Origin of the sequence: Microbispora sp. NPDC049125, assembly GCF_040802045.1 — a bacterium.
Taxonomy (GTDB): Bacteria; Actinomycetota; Actinomycetes; order Streptosporangiales; family Streptosporangiaceae; genus Microbispora.
In genome coordinates, this window is record NZ_JBEZDW010000018.1 from 63,391 (window position 1) to 80,868 (window position 17,478).

18 protein-coding genes are annotated in these 17,478 nt (G+C 70.3%); 7 read left to right on the forward strand and 11 right to left on the reverse strand.

Annotated elements, in window-relative coordinates; genetic code table 11:
- Positions 1-24 precede the first annotated feature (24 nt).
- Both AB0B72_RS21665 and AB0B72_RS21670 read right to left on the reverse strand, forming a co-directional pair.
- Positions 25-288, reverse strand: coding sequence for a phosphoribosyl-ATP diphosphatase (locus AB0B72_RS21665; RefSeq protein ID WP_367740674.1), 264 nt, complete (start codon positions 286-288; stop codon positions 25-27).
- A gap of 117 nt (positions 289-405) precedes the next feature.
- On the reverse strand, positions 406-1,371 hold the full coding sequence (locus tag AB0B72_RS21670) for an acetylxylan esterase (protein WP_367740675.1): 966 nt from the start codon (positions 1,369-1,371) through the stop codon (positions 406-408).
- 347 nt (positions 1,372-1,718) lie between these two features.
- Between AB0B72_RS21670 and AB0B72_RS21675 the strand changes: the two genes are divergently transcribed.
- The 3 genes from AB0B72_RS21675 (at position 1,719) to AB0B72_RS21685 (ending at position 4,923) form a co-directional block, all read left to right on the forward strand.
- Positions 1,719-2,975 (forward strand): extracellular solute-binding protein, encoded by a 1,257-nt coding sequence (locus AB0B72_RS21675; protein WP_367740676.1) that lies wholly within the window; start codon positions 1,719-1,721, stop codon positions 2,973-2,975.
- A gap of 71 nt (positions 2,976-3,046) precedes the next feature.
- The gene (locus tag AB0B72_RS21680; protein WP_367740677.1) at positions 3,047-3,964 is read left to right on the forward strand and encodes a carbohydrate ABC transporter permease; all 918 of its coding nucleotides are present in this window, start codon (positions 3,047-3,049) and stop codon (positions 3,962-3,964) included.
- Positions 3,961-4,923, forward strand: coding sequence for a carbohydrate ABC transporter permease (locus tag AB0B72_RS21685; protein ID WP_367740678.1), 963 nt, complete (start codon positions 3,961-3,963; stop codon positions 4,921-4,923). The genes AB0B72_RS21680 and AB0B72_RS21685 overlap by 4 nt, the downstream gene beginning before the upstream one ends.
- 115 nt (positions 4,924-5,038) lie before the next feature.
- Here AB0B72_RS21685 and AB0B72_RS21690 read toward each other — a convergent pair whose 3' ends face one another.
- From AB0B72_RS21690 to AB0B72_RS21730, 9 genes are all read right to left on the reverse strand, one after another.
- The gene (locus AB0B72_RS21690; RefSeq protein ID WP_367740679.1) at positions 5,039-6,565 is read right to left on the reverse strand and encodes a DEAD/DEAH box helicase; all 1,527 of its coding nucleotides are present in this window, start codon (positions 6,563-6,565) and stop codon (positions 5,039-5,041) included.
- A gap of 334 nt (positions 6,566-6,899) precedes the next feature.
- Entirely contained in the window at positions 6,900-7,271 is a 372-nt protein-coding gene (locus AB0B72_RS21695) for a metal-sulfur cluster assembly factor (protein WP_367740680.1), read from the reverse strand.
- An 88-nt stretch (positions 7,272-7,359) separates the two neighbouring features.
- Positions 7,360-7,797: a Fe-S cluster assembly sulfur transfer protein SufU gene (gene sufU, locus AB0B72_RS21700; protein ID WP_367740681.1), complete on the reverse strand. Its 438-nt coding sequence runs from the start codon at positions 7,795-7,797 to the stop codon at positions 7,360-7,362.
- Positions 7,798-7,800: 3 nt separating this feature from the next.
- Positions 7,801-9,063 carry a cysteine desulfurase gene (locus AB0B72_RS21705; protein WP_367740682.1) on the reverse strand — a complete coding sequence of 421 codons (1,263 nt, stop codon included), beginning with the start codon at positions 9,061-9,063 and terminating at the stop codon, positions 7,801-7,803.
- Entirely contained in the window at positions 9,063-9,809 is a 747-nt protein-coding gene (gene sufC, locus AB0B72_RS21710; protein ID WP_367740683.1) for a Fe-S cluster assembly ATPase SufC, read from the reverse strand. The genes AB0B72_RS21705 and sufC overlap by 1 nt, the downstream gene beginning before the upstream one ends.
- Positions 9,810-9,811: 2 nt before the next feature.
- Positions 9,812-10,138: a non-heme iron oxygenase ferredoxin subunit gene (locus AB0B72_RS21715; RefSeq protein ID WP_367740684.1), complete on the reverse strand. Its 327-nt coding sequence runs from the start codon at positions 10,136-10,138 to the stop codon at positions 9,812-9,814.
- Positions 10,135-11,259: a Fe-S cluster assembly protein SufD gene (gene sufD / locus AB0B72_RS21720; RefSeq protein WP_367740685.1), complete on the reverse strand. Its 1,125-nt coding sequence runs from the start codon at positions 11,257-11,259 to the stop codon at positions 10,135-10,137. The genes AB0B72_RS21715 and sufD overlap by 4 nt, the downstream gene beginning before the upstream one ends.
- On the reverse strand, positions 11,259-12,671 hold the full coding sequence (gene sufB, locus AB0B72_RS21725; RefSeq protein ID WP_367740686.1) for a Fe-S cluster assembly protein SufB: 1,413 nt from the start codon (positions 12,669-12,671) through the stop codon (positions 11,259-11,261). Before sufB ends, sufD begins: the two co-directional genes overlap by 1 nt.
- Positions 12,668-13,414 carry a helix-turn-helix transcriptional regulator gene (locus AB0B72_RS21730; RefSeq protein WP_367740747.1) on the reverse strand — a complete coding sequence of 249 codons (747 nt, stop codon included), beginning with the start codon at positions 13,412-13,414 and terminating at the stop codon, positions 12,668-12,670. The genes sufB and AB0B72_RS21730 overlap by 4 nt, the downstream gene beginning before the upstream one ends.
- 315 nt (positions 13,415-13,729) lie before the next feature.
- On the opposite strand from AB0B72_RS21730, the gene AB0B72_RS21735 reads away from it, so the two are divergent.
- From AB0B72_RS21735 to AB0B72_RS21750, 4 genes are all read left to right on the forward strand, one after another.
- The gene (locus AB0B72_RS21735; protein ID WP_367740687.1) at positions 13,730-14,662 is read left to right on the forward strand and encodes an ABC transporter ATP-binding protein; all 933 of its coding nucleotides are present in this window, start codon (positions 13,730-13,732) and stop codon (positions 14,660-14,662) included.
- Between the two features lie 46 nt (positions 14,663-14,708).
- A complete protein-coding gene (locus AB0B72_RS21740) occupies positions 14,709-15,473 on the forward strand; it encodes an ABC transporter permease (protein ID WP_367740688.1) in 765 nt (254 codons plus the stop codon).
- A 110-nt stretch (positions 15,474-15,583) separates the two neighbouring features.
- Positions 15,584-16,183, forward strand: coding sequence for a hypothetical protein (locus tag AB0B72_RS21745; protein ID WP_367740689.1), 600 nt, complete (start codon positions 15,584-15,586; stop codon positions 16,181-16,183).
- 352 nt (positions 16,184-16,535) lie between these two features.
- Positions 16,536-17,447: a DMT family transporter gene (locus tag AB0B72_RS21750; RefSeq protein ID WP_367740690.1), complete on the forward strand. Its 912-nt coding sequence runs from the start codon at positions 16,536-16,538 to the stop codon at positions 17,445-17,447.
- The last annotated feature ends 31 nt before the right edge of the window (positions 17,448-17,478 follow it).

Genomic DNA, 17,478 nt, shown 5'->3' on the forward strand with positions numbered 1-17,478 from the left:
CAGATGAGCCGCGAGCGGTCGCGGCTACAGATGCTTGTAGACCTCGTCCAGACCGACGCCGCGCGCCAGCATGAGGACCTGGATGTGGTAGAGGAGCTGCGAGATCTCCTCGGCCGCCCGCTCGGTGGACTCGTGCTCGGCCGCCATCCAGCTCTCCGCGGCCTCCTCCACGACCTTCTTGCCGATGGCATGGACGCCGGCGTCCAGGGCGGCCACGGTGCCGGAGCCCGCAGGCCGGGTCCGCGCCTTGTCTGCCAGCTCGGCGTACAGCTCGTCGAAGGTCTTCATGGTCTCTCTCGGGTCGTCGGGCGTGCGCGTCCAGGGTATCCGCCCGGACCAAGGGTATCCGCGCGGACGGCCGGGACGCGCCCGGCGTCCACGGTGCGAGACTGCCGGCCGGACCGGTCAGCCGAAGATCTTCCGGGCGATTTTGAGCTGCTCCTGCACCTGGTGCGTCTGGCCTCCCTCGTGGCCGTTGAACGGCCACACCGAGATGTCCTTGGGCCCCGCGTAGTGGTTGTAGGCGGCGAAGACGGTCGAGGGGGGCGTGATGCCGTCGCGCAGGCCCACGGAGAAGTGGGCGGGCGTGCGCGCGCGGGCGGCGAAGTTGAGCCCGTCGAAGTAGTCGAGCGTGGCGAAGACCTGGTCGACCTTGGTGCGGTGGATGGCGCAGAACCTGCCGAGCTCGGCGTACGGGTCCTCGTCGGTGATCTCGGCGGCCCGCCGCAGGTGGCACATGAAGGGCACGTTGATGAACGCGTAGGTCAGGTCGGGCACAAGCGCCGCCGCGGCCATGGCCATCGCGCCGCCCTGGCTGCCTCCGGACACGACGATCCGGCCGGGGTCCACGTCCGGGTGGCTGCGGGCCGCCTCGACCGCCCGCACCACGTCGGTGTACAGCCGGCGGTAGTAGTAGGCGTACGGATCGAGCACGCCCTGGGTCAGCTTGCCGGGCGTCTCCGGCCCGGCGCCGGGCGCCGGGTCCGGGGTGTCGCCCTGCCGCCAGCCGCCGCCCTGGCCGCGGGTGTCCATGCCGAGAACGGCGTAGCCGGCGGCGGGCCACAGCAGCCAGTCGTGCGGCAGCCCGCGGCCGCCGTTGTAGCCGATGAACTCCACGACGCACGGCAGCGGCCCCGACCGCGACGCCGGCGCCAGGAACCACCCCTTGATGGGATGCCCGCCGAACCCGGCGAACGTCACGTCGGACACGTCGACCATGGCCAGATCGGCGGCGTACGGCTCGAAGACCGCGGCCAGGTCGTGCTCGCGCGCCTCGGCGAGCGTGGCGTCCCAGAAGGCGTCGAAGTCCTCCGGCTCGCGACGCTCCGGCCGGTAGCTCCGCAACTGGTCAAGCGGCATGTCAACGAACATGAGGGCTCCCAGGGGCTGGGGCGGGCGGGGCACCCGCCGATCACCTGGCTCAGGCTACACAAGCACTCCGGTGAGCCGATTCGCTGGCACGGTTAAGGGGCTCAGCCGGCCGGAGCGTAAATCCCCGCCTCTTCGCTGACCTGGTGAGTCACATCAAACTCCCAGGTCAGCCATTCCGGCGCCGGGGAAACCCCCTATTGCAACTGATCCGGTTTAGTGCTGAGATCTGCACAAATTTGGAGCAAGGGAGGTACGGCCCGGCAGGCCACCGCCTCGCGGCGAGGCCGCTCCCGGGGGCCGCTGGAAGACAGGCGATCACACGATTTCCGTCAGGATCGGAGACACCCATGCGACGAACGACGGCAGCCGTCAGCGCTGCCCTGATCACCGCGCTCGGTGCGGGCTGCGCCACGAGCGGCAAGCCGGAGACGAAACAGGCGGACGCCGGGGTCCCCGCCACGATCAGCTGGTGGTCCACGGGAGGCGACGACGAGACGGCGGCCTTCCAGAAGGCGGCCGATCTCTACAAGAAGTCCCACCCCGGCGTGACGATCAAGGTGCAGACCCTCAGCTGGGACGACGCGTACGCCAAGCTGCTCGCGGCCTCCACGAGCAGGAGCGGGCCGGACATCCTGTCCGGCGGCCTGACCTGGACCATCCAGTTCGGCATGCGCGGCGCGATGGTGGACCTGCGCAAGTACGGGATCGAGGCGCTGCGGGCCCAGGCGCAGCCGGCCCAGTGGAAGTCGGCCGTCTCGCCGGACGGCACGGTATACGGCGTGCCGCTCGACATGTCGACCCACGCGCTGTACTACCGCAAGGACCTGCTCGGCAAGGCGGGGGTGACGGCTCCCCCGAAGACCTGGGACGAGCTGACGGCCGACATCGGCAAGCTCAGGAGCGCCGGGGTGAAACGGCCCTTCAGCATCGACTGGGGCAACCTCGACTGGATCGGCTTCTTCAACTACCTCCACCAGGCCGGCGGCGCCTTCTACACAGCGGACTGCAAACCCTCCCTCGACACCCCGCAGGCCGAGCGGGCGCTGTCGTACTGGGTGGACCTCTACCGGAAGCACGGCGCCCCCACCGACACCGTGGCGGGCGGGGACGCGCTGGAGACCGGCACGGCGATGGTGTCCGGAGGCTCCTGGATCGCCATGAGCCTCGACACCGACAAGCCGGAGCTGAAGGGCAAGTGGGCCATGGCCGCGCTGCCGGCCGGTCCGGCGGGCCCCACCACCTTCATCGGCGGCCGGGCCGTCGGGGTGACGTCGTACAGCAAGTACGTCCAGCAGTCGGCCGACTTCGTCAAGTTCCTCTACAGCGACCAGGCCCTCGACGCGATCGCCGCCGAGTCGAGGGCGCGCAACGTGGCCTTCATCCCGCCCCGGCCGGACAAGATCGCGACCTCGTCGTTCACGCCGGAGCAGTCGGCGGTGTTCGCCGGCATCATCAAGACCGGCGCCGCCGCGCCCGGCTGCCCGGGCTGGGACGACAGCGCGCCCGACGTCGCCAAGCAGCTGCAGTCGGCGATCCTCGGCAGGGCGGACCTGAAGACCGCCCTCAGCGAGGCCGCCAAGATCATGGAACGCAACGCCGGATAGCCGTACGGCCAGGGCCGGCGGCACACCTGACCTTCCACCGGCCCTGGTGCCACCTTCCAACTGGAGGCCACATGGCACCGCACGCCTCGCCCCGGATGTCCCGGTGGCGGCGCCACGGCACGTCCTACCTGATGCTGCTCCCCTTCCTGGGGCTGTTCGCGGGGTTCCTGGTATGGCCGCTGGCCAACTCGCTCTACCTCAGCTTCACCCGCTTCGACGGGGTGAACGTCCCCGAGTTCGCCGGCCTGGACAACTTCCGGCGGCTGCTCACGGACGACGACCGGTTCCGCCACGCGCTGGGCAACACGTTCGTCTACGTCGTCGCGTCCGTCGGGATCGGCACGCTGCTGTCGCTCGGGCTCGCCCTGGCGTTCAGCGAGTCGGGATGGGCGCACCGAATCATGCGCACGATCTTCTTCCTGCCCTCGGTGACCTCGTCCATCGCGGTGATGCTGCTATGGAAGTGGATCTTCAATCCGGGTGACTTCGGCCTGGCCAACACGGTCGTCGGCTGGTTCGGCGGCCGGCCCCTGCAGTGGCTGTCCACGCCCGGCCTCACGATCCCGATCCTGGTGCTCATGTCGGTCTGGGGCGGCATGGGGTACGGGATGGTCCTCTACGTCGCCGGGCTCAACACGATCCCGTACGAGTACTACGAGGCGGCCCGCATCGACGGCGCCTCGACCTGGCAGCAGTTCCGGAGCATCACGCTGCCGCTGCTGCGGCCGGTCACCACGTACGTGGTCATCACCGGGCTGATCACGGCCTTCCAGATCTTCGAGGCCGTCTACATCGTGTTCCGGGGGACCAACAACGTCGGCGGGATCCTCGACTCGGGTCTGATGATCGTCCCCTACCTGTACGACCAGGGCTTCACGCACTTCAAGCTCGGCTACGCCTCGGCGGTCGCCTGGGTGCTCTTCCTGATCATCTTCACGATCAGCCTGGTCAACCTGCGCGTCGGCCGCGCGATGAAGGAGCTGTCATGACCGTCGTCCCCACCACGGTGCCGCAGGCCGGAACGGGGGCGTCGGCGGCGCCGCGCACCGGCCGCAACTCCCCGCGCCGCTCCACCAGGAACGGCCACCTGCTCCGGCTGCCGTTCTACCTGCTGTCCCTGACGATGATCGTGCCGTTCTACTGGATGGTGATCAGCGTCTTCAAGCCGGTCGGCGAGCTGAACCGGCAGCCGCCGTCATTCGTGCCGCGGAGCCCGACGCTGGACAACTTCTACGACCCGGACTACTCGGCCACCAGGATCAACCCCGGCCACCTGCAGGGCATCTTCCAGCGCTACCAGGTGGACTTCGGGTTCGGCCGGTTCATGTTCAACAGCCTCCTCATCACGGTCACCATCACCGCCGGCTCACTGGTGATCGCCTCGCTCGCGGCGTATGTCATCACCAAGCACCGGGTGCCCGGCCGCCGGGCGATCTTCCTGATGATCATCGCCTCGATGATGGTGCCCTGGCAGACGACGCTGATCCCCAACTACGTGATCATGCGGAACCTGGGATGGCTGGACAGCTACGAGGGCTACATCGTCCCGGCGCTGGCCAAGGCGTTCGTGCTGTTCTTCCTCGTGCAGTTCCTGCATTCGATCCCCGACGAGCTGATCCAGGCCGCCCGGGTCGACGGCGCGGGAGAGTGGCGCATCTGGTGGCGGATCGTGCTGCCGCTCCTGCGGCCCGCCCTCGCGGCCATGTCGATCTTCATCGTGCTCGCCGAGTGGAACAACTTCCTGTGGCCGCTGATCATCGTGCAGAGCGACGAGATGGCCAACATCCCGGTCGCCCTCGCCCGGCTGAACTCATACTTCTCCGGGGCGCAGCACCAGGGGGCGATCATGGCGGGCGGGCTGCTCGCCTCGCTGCCGACGATCGGGTTCTTCCTGGCGTTCCAGCGGTACTTCACCCGCGGGATCGTGCTGAGCGGCGTGAAGGGCTGACCCCGGCCCGGCCGGGATCAGCCCTTCAGTCACTGCGTTTCAGTCACAGCGTTTCCGTGACTGCGTTTCAGTCACAGCGCTTCCGTGACTGCGTTTCTGTTGCGGCGCCGGCGCCTCAGCGGCCGGTGACCTGACGGCCGCGGCCCGCCTGGGCGACACCGCGCTCCGCGGGCCGCCCGGTGGAACGCCCACCGGCGTAGCCCTCGGATCGCGCCGTACGGACGCCGGAGCGGCCACGCGGCGCGTCACGGCGGTCGCCGCGCACCTCGCCCCTGAAGCCGCCGCCGGCAACGTCGCCGCGCTGCTCGGAGCGGCCCTCGCCGTTCCAGGAGGAGTACGAGGGCTGGCCGCCCTGCGCGCCGGCCGGCCTGCGCCGGCGGCGGTCGTCGCGGGGCTGGTCGTCACGGCGCAGCGGCTTGCGCACCTCGGGCTCCCACACGGGAACCGAGCGGCCGCTCGGCCGGCGGGCGCCGGCGATCTCGGCGAGGACCGGGTCGCCCGGCCTGACCCGGTGCTTGGACGGGGTGACCCCGGCCTTGCGGGTCATGGACTCGGTGGACCGGCGCTCGCTCGGCAGGACCAGGGTGAGCACGCTGCCGCGCTCGCCCGCCCTTGCCGTACGGCCGCCGCGGTGCAGGTAGCTCTTGTGGTCCATCGGCGGGTCCACGTGCAGCACCAGGCTCACGTCGTCCACGTGGATGCCGCGCGCGGCGACGTCCGTGCAGACGAGCACCGGGATCTTGCCCTCGCGGAACTCGCCGAGGATCCGGGTGCGCTGGTTCTGCCGCTTGCCGCCGTGCAGGCCGCCGGCCTGGATCCCGGCGCGGGCGAGCTGCTTCACCACGCGGTCGACGCCGTGCTGGGTGCGGACGAACAGGATCGTCCGGCCCTCACGGTTGGCGATCTCGGCCGTGACGTCGGGCTTGTCGTCCCGCTCCACCTGCACCAGGTGGTGCTCCATGGTCTCGACCGACGAGGTCGCCGGGTCGAGCGAGTGGACGATCGGGTCCGTCAGGAACCGCCGCACCAGCTTGTCGACGTCGCCGTCCAGCGTGGCCGAGAACAGCAGCCGCTGGCCGCCGGCCGGCGTCTGCTGGATGAGCGCGGTCACCACCGGGAAGAAGCCGAGGTCGCACATGTGGTCGGCCTCGTCGAGCACGGTGACCATGACGTCCTGGAGCGAGCACTCGCCCTGCTGGATGAGGTCGGTGAGACGCCCGGGGGTGGCGACGACGATGTCGACGCCGCGCCGCAGGGCCTCGATCTGGCGGCCCATCGGCATGCCGCCGACGACCGTCCTGGTGCGCAGGCCGAGCCCGCGGCCGAGCGGCTCGACCGTGTCGGCGACCTGGAGGGCCAGCTCGCGGGTCGGGACGAGGATGACCGCGCGGGGGCGCTTGGGCAGCGCCTTGTGGCCCGCGATGCGGGCCATCGTGGGCAGGCCGAAGGCCAGGGTCTTGCCGGAGCCGGTCTGGCCCCTGCCGAGCACGTCGTGCCCGGCGAGGATGTCGGGGATGGCCGCGCGCTGGATCGGGAACGGCGCGGTGATGCCCTGGCGGACGAGGCCCGTGACGAGCGGTTGGGGCAGCCCGAGCAGGGCGAACTCGGCCGGGGTCTCCGTGCCGAGGTCAGAGGTGGTCACGCAATCGTGCCTTTCGTTGGAGATGACGTGCCTGAACACGCGGGCGCGTCACTTCTGCGAAAGGACGTGCCGGTACATGTACGGCTGGGCCGTACCTGGAACGCGGGATTCGGATCCCGCATCGAAGTCATGGGGCGGCCGGTGGTTCGGATCACCGGCGAACAGGCCCCCGCGACGCGACGTCCCGCAGAAGTGGAGGCCGCCGATTGTCGTGGCGGCCCTCCCACGGACGCCTTCTCTCACGTCGCACAAGGCACAGCAAAAAACAACTGTACGGCATTCCCGGACTCCACGGGAAGATCCGCGAATTCGGCGGCGCGTCGCGCCGGCGCGATCAGACGTTGAAGCCGAGCATCCGGAGCTGGTCGCGGCCCTCATCGGTGATCTTGTCCGGCCCCCACGGCGGCAGCCACACCCAGTTGATCACCACGCCGGACACCAGGTCGGCCAGCGCCGAGTTGGCCTGGTCCTCGATGACGTCGGTCAGGGGACAGGCGGCGCTCGTCAGGGTCATGTCGATCGTCGCGATCGGCCGCTCGCCCTCGCCCGCGGGGTCCAGGTTGACGCCGTAGACCAGGCCGAGGTCGACGACGTTGATCCCCAGCTCGGGGTCGACGACGTCCCTCAGCGCCTCGGTCACGTCGTCGAGGGAGGGCGCCCCGTCGTACGGGGGGACGGCTGTCGGCGTCTCGGTGGGCTTGCTCACGTCGTCTCCTCGCATCGCGGCACGCCCGTCCTCAGGGCGCCGCCGCACCTTCCTGCAACACGGCTGGTAACACGGCCTGGGCGGCCGATCATCCCTGGCTCCTCATCAGCGCGTCCTTGTAGGCCATCCAGGCCAGCAGCGCGCACTTGACGCGGGCGGGGAACTTCGCCACGCCGGCGAACGCCACGGCGTCTCCCAGGACGTCCTCGTCGGGCTCCACCTGCCCGCGGCCCTGCATCAGCCGGGTGAACTCGTCCACGACCGACAGGGTCTCCTCGACGGTCGAGCCGGTCGCGAGCTCGTGCAGCACCGACGCGGCGGCCTGGCTGATGGAGCAGCCCTGCCCGTCGTAGGACACGTCGAGGACCTTGCCCCCGTCGGCCACCTTCACCCGCATGGTGACCTCGTCACCGCAGGTGGGGTTCACATGGTGGACCTCCGCGTCGTACGGCTCGCGCAGCCCCCGTCCCTGAGGGTGCTTGTAGTGCTCCAGGATCAGCTCCTGGTACATGCTTTCCGCGATCATGGCTTAGCCGAACACCTTCTGCACGTGGTGGAGGCCGCGGACCAGTGCGTCGATCTCGGCCGTCGTGTTGTAGAGGTAGAAAGACGCCCGCGTCGTCGCCGGTATGCCGAACCGCAGGTGGAGCGGGCGGGCGCAGTGATGACCTACCCGTACGGCGATGCCGTACACGTCGTCCAGGATCTGCCCGACGTCGTGGGGGTGGATGCCCTCTAAGGTGAACGACACGGTCCCGCCGCGGGCGATGGCCGTGGCGGGGCCGATGATCCTCAGGCCGGGGACCTGCGGGAGGACGTCCAAGGCGTAACCGACGAGCCGCCTCTCATGGGCCTTGATCTCGTCCATGCCGACCGAGGTCAGGTAGTCGATCGCGGCGCCGAGGCCGACGGCCTCGACGATGGGCGGCGTCCCCGCCTCGAACTTGTGCGGCACCGGGGCGTAGGTCGAGTGGTCCATCCAGACCGCCTCGATCATCTCCCCGCCGCCGAGGAACGGCGGCATGGCGTCGAGCAGCTCCCGGCGGCCCCACAGCACGCCGATGCCGGACGGGCCGACCATCTTGTGGCCGGTGAAGGCCACGAAGTCCACGCCCAGCTCCGCCACGTCGACCGCCTGGTGCGGCACCGACTGGGAGGCGTCGAGCATCATCAGCGCGCCGACCTCGCGGACCCGCGCCAGGATCGGCGACACCGAGTTGACCGTGCCGAGCACGTTCGACTGGTGCGTGATCGAGACGATCTTGGTGCGTTCGGTGACGAGCTCGTCGAGGCCGCCGATGTCGAGGCGGCCCTCGTCGGTGACCGGGAACCAGCGCAGGGTCGCGCCGGTCCGCTGGGCGAGGAACTGCCACGGCACGATGTTGGAGTGGTGCTCCATCTCCGAGATGACGATCTCGTCGCCGGGGCCGACCCGGAACCGCTCGTCGGTGTTCAGCGGGTTGCCGAAGCCGTAGGCGACCAGGTTGATCGCCTCGGAGGCGTTCTTGGTGAAGATCACCTCGTCGCGCGAGGGCGCGCCGATGAACGCGGCGACCTTGTCGCGGGCGCCCTCGTACGCCTCGGTCGACTCGCTGCCCAGGGCGTGCAGCGCCCTGCCCACGTTCCCGTAGTGGGACGCGAGGTGCTCCCGCATGGTGTCGATCACCTGGTTCGGCTTCTGCGAGGAGTTCGCGGAGTCGAGGTAGACCAGGGGGCGCCCGCCGGGCAGCTCGCGGGAGAGAATCGGGAAGTCCTTCCTGATCCTCTCCACGTCGAAGCTCGGGTCACTCATCAGGCGGTCGCCTTCGCGTACGCCTCGTAGCCCTCGGCCTCGAGCTTGTCGGCCAGCTCAGGGCCGCCCTCCTCGACGATCCGCCCGCCGGCGAACACGTGGACGTGGTCGGGGGTGACGTACCGCAGGATGCGGGTGTAGTGGGTGATCAGCAGCACGCCGGTGTCGCCCTGCGACCGGAACCGGTTGATGCCCTCGGAGACCACGCGCAGCGCGTCGACGTCGAGGCCGGAGTCGGTCTCGTCGAGGACGGCGATCTTCGGCTTGAGCAGCTCGAGCTGGAGGATCTCGTGGCGCTTCTTCTCACCGCCGGAGAAGCCCTCGTTGGTGTTGCGCTGGGCGAAGGCCGGGTCGATGGACAGCCCGTCCATGCCCGCCTTCAGGTCCTTGGCGAACTCGCGCAGCTTGGGGGCCTCGCCGCGGACGGCGGTCACCGCCGAGCGCAGGAAGTTGGACACGGTCACGCCGGGGACCTCGACGGGGTACTGCATGGCGAGGAACAGGCCGGCGCGGGCGCGCTCGTCCACGGACATGCCGAGGAGGTCCTCGCCGTCCAGCAGGACGCTGCCGGAGGTGACGGTGTACTTGGGGTGGCCGGCGATCGCGTAGGCCAGGGTGGACTTGCCGGAGCCGTTCGGCCCCATGATCGCGTGGGTCTCGCCGGAGCGCACGACCAGGTCGACGCCGCGCAGGATCTCCTTGTCGCCCACGGCGACGTGCAGGTCACGAATCTCAAGGGTGGGCACAGTTACTCCTTCGAGAGCGAGACGAACACGTCGTCGCCGTCGATCTTGACTCGGTATACGTTCACGGGTTTGGTGGCGGGCGGGCCGGTCGGCTTGCCGCTGCGCAGGTCGAAGCACGAGCCGTGCAGCCAGCACTCCAGGGTGCTGTCGTAGACCTCGCCCTCGCTGAGGCGCACCTCGGCGTGCGAGCAGACGTCGTGGAGGGCGTAGACGTCCTGCCCGGTGCGGACCAGCGCGACGGGGACGCCGTCCACCTCCAGGCCGATGACCCCCTCGTCGGGGATGTCGGCCACCTGGCAGACCTTCTCCCATCCCCCGGCGGCGCTCATCGGGCCAGCTCCGTCTCCACCGCCGTCAGCACGCGGTCGCGGATCTCGGGAAGCTCGATCTTCTCCAGCAGCTGCGCGAAGAACCCGTGGATGACCAGGCGGCGCGCCTCGTCGAACGGGATGCCGCGGGCCTGCAGGTAGAAGATCTGCTCGTCGTCGAGGCGGCCGGAGGCGGAGGCGTGGCCGGCGCCGGCGACCTCGCCGGTGAGGATCTCCAGGTTGGGCACCGAGTCGGCGCGGGCGCCGTCGGTGAGGATCAGGTTGCGGTTCAGCTCGTAGGTGTCGGTACCCTCGGCCTCCGCGCGGATGATCACGTCGCCGATCCACACGGCGTGCGCCTCGTCGCCCTGCAGCGCGCCCTTGTAGGTCACGTTGCTGCGGCAGTTCGGCACCGTGTGGTCGACCAGCAGGCGGTGCTCCACGTGCTGCCCGGCGTCCACGAAGTACAGGCCGGTCAGGTCGGCGTCGCCGCCCGGCGCCGCGTACGACACCGAGGGCGACAGCCGTACGAGGTCGCCGCCGAGGGTGACCACGAACGACCGGAACGTCGCGTCCTTGCCGAGCAGGGCGTGGTGATGCGAGACGTGGACGGCGTCGTCGTCCCAGTCCTGCAGGCTGACGACCTTCAGCGTCGCGCCGTCGCCGACGGCGAACTCGACGTTGTCGGCGTAGACGGCGCTGCCCCGGTGGTCGAACACCAGCAGGGCCTCGGCCATCGGCTCCAGCGTCACGAGGATGTGGCCGTAGGCCGCGCCGTCCACGGACGTCCCGCGGATGGTCACCACGGTCGGCCTGGAGGCCACGGTCATCCGCGGCACGGTCAGCACCGTGGCCTTCTCGAACGAGGTGTAGGCCTGCGCGCTGACCCGGTCACCCGGCACGTACGCCTTGCCGAGCCGGGCGTCGTCGCGGGTGACGGTCTCCACCGTCACCTCGGGCGCCGCGTCGACGTCGACGACCACGGCGCCGGACCCGCCGGCGGTGCCGTTGTGCAGGCCCTTGAGGCGGGCGAGCGGGGTGAACCGCCACTCCTCCTCGCGGCCCGTCGGCACCGGGAAGTCCTCCACCCGGAACGACGACATCTCGTGGAGAGTCGAGAGCGGCTTCGTCTCGAGACCCATCAGCCGACGGCTCCTTCCATCTGCAGCTCGATCAGGCGGTTCAGCTCGAGCGCGTACTCCATCGGGAGCTCGCGGGCGATCGGCTCGACGAACCCGCGCACGATCATGGCCATCGCCTCGTCCTCGTTGAGTCCGCGGCTCATGAGGTAGAACAGCTGGTCCTCCGACACCTTCGAGACCGTGGCCTCGTGGCCCATCGACACGTCGTCCTCGCGGACGTCGACGTACGGGTAGGTGTCGGACCGGCTGATCTGGTCGACCAGCAGGGCGTCGCACTTGACGGTCGAGGCCGACCCGGCCGCGCCCTCCTCGATCTGCACGAGGCCGCGGTAGGAGGTCCGGCCGCCGGCGCGGGCGACGGACTTGGAGATGATCGTCGAGGACGTCTTCGGTGCGAGGTGCACCATCTTGGCGCCCGCGTCCTGGTGCTGGCCCTCACCGGCGAAGGCGACAGACAGGGTCTCGCCCTTGGCGTGCTCGCCCATCAGGTAGACGGCCGGGTACTTCATCGTGACCTTGGAGCCGATGTTGCCGTCGATCCACTCCATGGTCGCGCCCTCGTAGGCGACGGCGCGCTTGGTGACCAGGTTGTAGACGTTGTTCGACCAGTTCTGGATGGTCGTGTAACGGCAGCGGGCGCCCTTCTTCACGATGATCTCCACGACCGCCGAGTGCAGCGAGTCGGACGAGTAGATCGGCGCGGTGCAGCCCTCGACGTAGTGGACGTAGGAGTTCTCGTCCACGATGATCAGCGTCCGCTCGAACTGGCCCATGTTCTCGGTGTTGATCCGGAAGTAGGCCTGGAGCGGGATCTCGACGTTGACGTTCGGCGGGACGTAGATGAACGAGCCACCCGACCACACCGAGGTGTTCAGCGACGCGAACTTGTTGTCGCCCACCGGGATGACCGAGCCGAAGTACTCCTTGAAGAGCTCCTCGTGCTCACGCAGGCCGGTGTCGGTGTCGACGAAGATGACACCCTTCTCCTCGAGGTCCTCGCGGATCTTGTGGTAGACGACCTCGGACTCGTACTGCGCGGCGACACCCGCGATGAGGCGCTGCTTCTCCGCCTCGGGGATGCCGAGCTTGTCGTAGGTGCTCTTGATGTCCGCGGGCAGCTCGTCCCAGCTCGCGGCCTGCTTCTCGGTGGAGCGGACGAAGTACTTGATGTTCTCGAAGTCGATGCCGGTGAGGTCGGCGCCCCACGTGGGCATGGGCTTCTTGCGGAACAGCCGGAGGCCCTTGAGGCGCAGGTCGAGCATCCACTCCGGCTCGTTCTTGAGCGCGGAGATGTTGCGGACGACCTCTTCGGACAGCCCACGCTTGGCCGCTGAGCCGGCCACGTCCGAGTCGGCCCAGCCGAACTTGTAATTCCCGAGGCCTTCCAGCTCCGGGCGGTCGGTGACAGTCACCTTCCGGACTCCTTGCTCGTCGATGTGCTCGATAGGTCGGTGCGCGCCTGCCGTCCGGCCAGCGCGTGGGAACTCACATGGGTGGTGCAGACCCCGTCGCCGTTGGCGATCGTGGCCAGTCGCTGGACGGGGGTGCCCAGCAGCTTCGCGAACGCCTCGGTCTCGGCCTCGCACAGCTGGGGGAACTGCGCCGCCACGTGGGCCACCGGGCAGTGGTGCTGGCACAGCTGCTCGCCGCCCTTGCCCGTCTCGGTGGCCGAGGCCGCGTAGCCCTCCGCCGACAGCGCCTCGGCGAGGACCCGGACCCGCTGGCCCTCGGGGACGTCGCGCATGAGCGCCTCCAGCCTGCCCACCAGGCCGGACACCTGCGCCCTGGCGAACTCCGACACCGCCTCCACGCCGATCCGCTCGGCCACGAAGCGCAGCGCGCTGCCGGCCAGGTCGTCGTAGGCGTGGACGAAGGCGCTGCGGCCCGCGTCGGTGATGCCGAACATCTTCGCCGGCCTGCCGCGCCCGCGCTGGCCGCGCGGCCGGACCGTACGCGGCTCGATCATGCCCTCGGCGAGCAGCGCGTCGAGGTGGCGGCGTACGGCGGCCGGGGTCAGGCCGAGCCGCTCCCCGAGCGCCGCCGCGGTGACCGGGCCGTGCTCCAGGATGAGCCTGGCCACCCTGGCCCGGGTGCCGCGCTCGGCCGTCACCTGCGCGGACGCGGGGGGTGCAAGATGGGGAGTGGAGACGCGCACGTGCTCGGGCGACGCCTGAGACGGCCGCGGCGTCGCGGCCTTCTCTGCGTTCGTCTTACCGGGCACGTATTTCACAACATCAGTGTGCCGTAATTCCTTCCCCTACGACAAACCCAACGGCGGTTCGATAGGAATGCAATATCTCACGCAGGAAAGCCTTACCTAACCTGGGGTGATACGAGACTTTACCGGCCGCCGGCGCTCTGTCAGGGATCCGCCGTCCGGACCGGGCCCCCCTCTCCCTAGACTCCAATTGGATCCCACGACCGACGAAGCGCCATGACGGCGCGTCAGCCTTGAGGGGAGGCCGGTGAGGTGCGGGCGGTCGACAGCGCCCCCGGCGGCGAAGCCGCCGTCGATATCCGCGGGCTGGTGAAGCGGTACGGGCGGAAGACGGCCGTCGACGGGCTGACCCTGACCTGCGCCAGGGGCGAGGTCACGGCGATCCTCGGGCCCAACGGCGCGGGGAAGACCTCGACGATCGAGATCTGCGAGGGCTTCCGCCGGCCGGACGGGGGGACGGTGCGGGTGCTCGGCCTCGACCCGGCCGACCCGTCGCTGAGGCCCCGCCTCGGCGTGATGCTCCAGGCCGGCGGCGTCCCCCCGGCGGTGCGCGCGGGCGAGTGGCTCAAGGTGATCGCCCGTTTCCACGCCCACCCGCTCGACCCGGACGCCCTGCTTGAGCTGCTCGGCCTGACCGAGCACGCCCGCACGCCGTACCGGCGGCTGTCCGGAGGGCAGCAGCAGCGGCTGTCGCTGGCCGCGGCCGTCATCGGACGGCCCGAGCTGGTGTTCCTCGACGAGCCGACCGCCGGGCTCGACCCCCAGGCCCGCCACGCCTGCTGGGACCTGGTGACCGCCCTGCGGGCCGCCGGGGTGGCGGTGGTGCTGACGACCCACCAGATGGACGAGGCCGAGAAGCTGTCGGACCGGGTGGTCGTCATCGACCACGGCCGGGTGGTGGCCGAGGGCACCCCGGAGACGCTGACCGGCGCCGAGCGGCAGCTCCGATTCCGCGCCCGCCCCGGGCTGAACGTCGAGGAGCTGCTGTACGCGCTGCCGCCGGGGAGCGCCGCCAAGGAGTCGCCCTCGGGGCACTACATCATCGAGGGGCAGGTCGGCCCCCAGCTGCTCGCGACGGTCACGGCGTGGTGCGCGTCAGAGGGCGTCACCACCGAGGACCTGCGCATCGAGCGCCGGACGCTGGAGGACGTCTTCCTCGAACTCACCGGGCGTGAGCTCCGGTGACTCCACACCCACAACGCGGAACGCACCCGGAACGCGAGACCAGGACATGACGGCACTCGACTTCACGCCCAGGCCGGGAGCCGCCCCGCTCCCCCGCATGGTCCTCGCGCAGGCGGGCGCCGAGACGCGGGCGATGCTCCGCAACGGCGAGCAGCTCCTGCTCACCATGATCATTCCGATCCTCCTGCTCGTGGGCTTCTCCGCGGCCCCCCTGATCGACGTGGGCGGGCAAAGAATCGACTTCGTCGCGCCGGGGATCCTCGCCCTGGCCGTCATGTCCACCGCGTTCACCGGGCAGGCCATCGCGACCGGCTTCGAGCGGCGCTACGGCGTGCTCAAGCGGCTCGGCGCGACGCCCCTGTCGCGGGCCGGGCTGCTGCTGGCCAAGACCTGCGCCGTCCTCGCCGTGGAGGCGGCGCAGGCCGTGGTGATCAGCGGGGTCGCGCTGGCCCTGGGCTGGTCGCCGCACGGCAACCCCCTGTGGGCGGTGCTGCTGGTCCTGCTCGGCACGGCCGCCTTCAGCGGGCTGGCCCTGCTCATGGCGGGGACGCTGCGGGCCGAGGCCACGCTCGCGGGGGCGAACCTCGTCTACCTGGTGCTCCTCGGCCTCGGCGGCGTGCTGTTCCCGCTGAGCTCGTTCCCCTCGGGCGCGCAGCCGGTGCTCAGGCTGCTGCCCATCGGCGCGCTGACCGACGGCATGCGATCGGTCCTGGGCCAGGGCGCCGGCCTTCCCGCCGGCCCCCTGCTCGTGCTGGCCTGCTGGGCCGCCGTGACCCTCCTCCTGGCCGCGCGCACGTTCCGCTGGGAGTGAGGCGGGAGCACCGGCGGAGCCGCGCCGGATCCCCGATGTAGTCCGTCCCAGACCACGGCGACCGGTGGTCTCCACCAGCCCGGCGGGTGGGGCCAGCCATATTCCGACACGTGGCCAAGGCGGTGATCGCCGCTGTCCTGCTGATCGTGCTCGTGGCGCTCGCCGTTCTCGTCTGGAAGGCGTTCCTGAGGGCCGGCGGTCGAGGCGCGGGAAGGAGGGCCGCCCTCGCGTCGGCCGGCGTTCTCGTCACGATGCTCGCGTTGTCGTCGCTGGCGACCGTGATGGCCAACGTCCAGGGTGCGGTGGCGCCCTTCGCCTCACTGTTGCCGATGCTGCCGGCCGGCGCACCCGGCGGGGAACTCGCCGGCACGCTCCATCAGGTCCGGCGGCGACTGGCCGGCTCCTTGATCACGGGTGACCGGATCCCTCCTGCCCTCGACGCGATGATCAGCGATTTCTCCCGGTATCACGTGGCGATGGCCGTGATCGCCGCGATCGTGGCGGCCGCCCTCATCGTCGCGAGCGTGGTGTCGTGGAGGAGGTTCGCCGCAACGGAGTCGCCCGGCACGCGGACGAAGGGGCTGCTGGGGGCGTTCGGTGTTCTCTCGGCGTCGTTGTCGCCGGCCGTGATCGTCGTCGCCGTGGCGAACGCGACCACCGCGGCCGACCCGGCGCCGGCCCTCTCAGCCTTCTTCCAAAGCGGATGGTGACGTACCCCGAGGGCGATCGGTTTCCGCTCTCCGGAAGAACGAGCGGCCTTCGCGGTGCGTCGCTTTGATCGGTGCGGGAGCTTTTGATCGGCGCGGGAGCTTTTGATCGGCGCGGGAGCTTTTGATCGGCGCGGGAGCTTTTGATCGGCGCGGGAGCTTTTGATCGGCACGGGAACTTTGATCGGCACGGGAGCTTTGATCGGCACGGGAGCTTTGATCGGCACGGGAGCTTTGATCGGCACGGGAGCGGGAACCGGACGCGTATCGGTAACCCCGCCCTGAATGCGGGCGTATTTGGTGGTACGGCATAGTGCTCCATGTCCCCCGATTTCCCCGTGCCTGGAGTTTCCGCATGTCCGCTGAGTCCCTGTCCGGATCCGTCCCGCCGTACCGGGGCAGGCTGGGGCCCGGCAAGGCGCTGCGGGCGGCGTCCGACGCGGTGCCCCCCTCGGGGCTGGTGCTGCTCGCCATCGTGTCGGTGCAGGTGGGCGCGGGGCTGGCCAAGAACCTGTTCGCGCAGCTCCCGCCGTCCGCCGTGGTGTTCCTCCGCATCGCGACCGGCGCGGTCATACTGGTCGCGATGGCCCGGCCGAAGGTGCGCGGGCTGTCCAGGCGCGACCTGGCCGTCGGCGTCGCCTTCGGGCTGAGCCTCGGCCTGATGAACCTGTCGTTCTACGAGGCCCTGGCGCGGCTGCCGATCGGAATCGCGGTGGCCATCGAGTTCCTCGGCCCGCTGACGCTGGCGGTGGTCTCGTCCCGCCGCCGGATGGACCTGCTGTGGGTGGCGCTGGCCGCCGCCGGCGTGCTCCTGCTCGCGCCCTGGGACCAGGCGGGCGCGGCGAGCTGGGCGGGCATCGGGTTCGCCGCGCTGGCCGGCGCCTTCTGGGCCGCCTACATCGTCTTCTCCGCCGCCACCGGGGCCCGCTTCCCCGGGGCGAGCGGCCTGTCGTTCGCCATGGTCGTGTCCACGCTGGCGATCACGCCGGTGGGCGTGGCGGCGGGCGGGAGCGATCTGCTGCGGCCCGAGATCCTGCTCGTCGGCGCGGGCGTGGGGCTGCTGTCGTCGGTCATCCCGTACTCCTTGGAGCTGGAGGCCCTGCGCAGGATGCCGAAGCGGGTCTTCGGCATCCTGATGAGCCTCGAACCCGCCGTCGCCGCGCTCGTCGGGCTGTTCGTGCTCGGCGAGGTGCTCCAGGCCAGGGAGTGGGCCGCGATCGGCTGCGTGGTGATCGCCTCCATCGGCGCCACCCGCTCCGGCCCCTGACCCTGGCGGCCCTTCACACGGCACGCCGCCC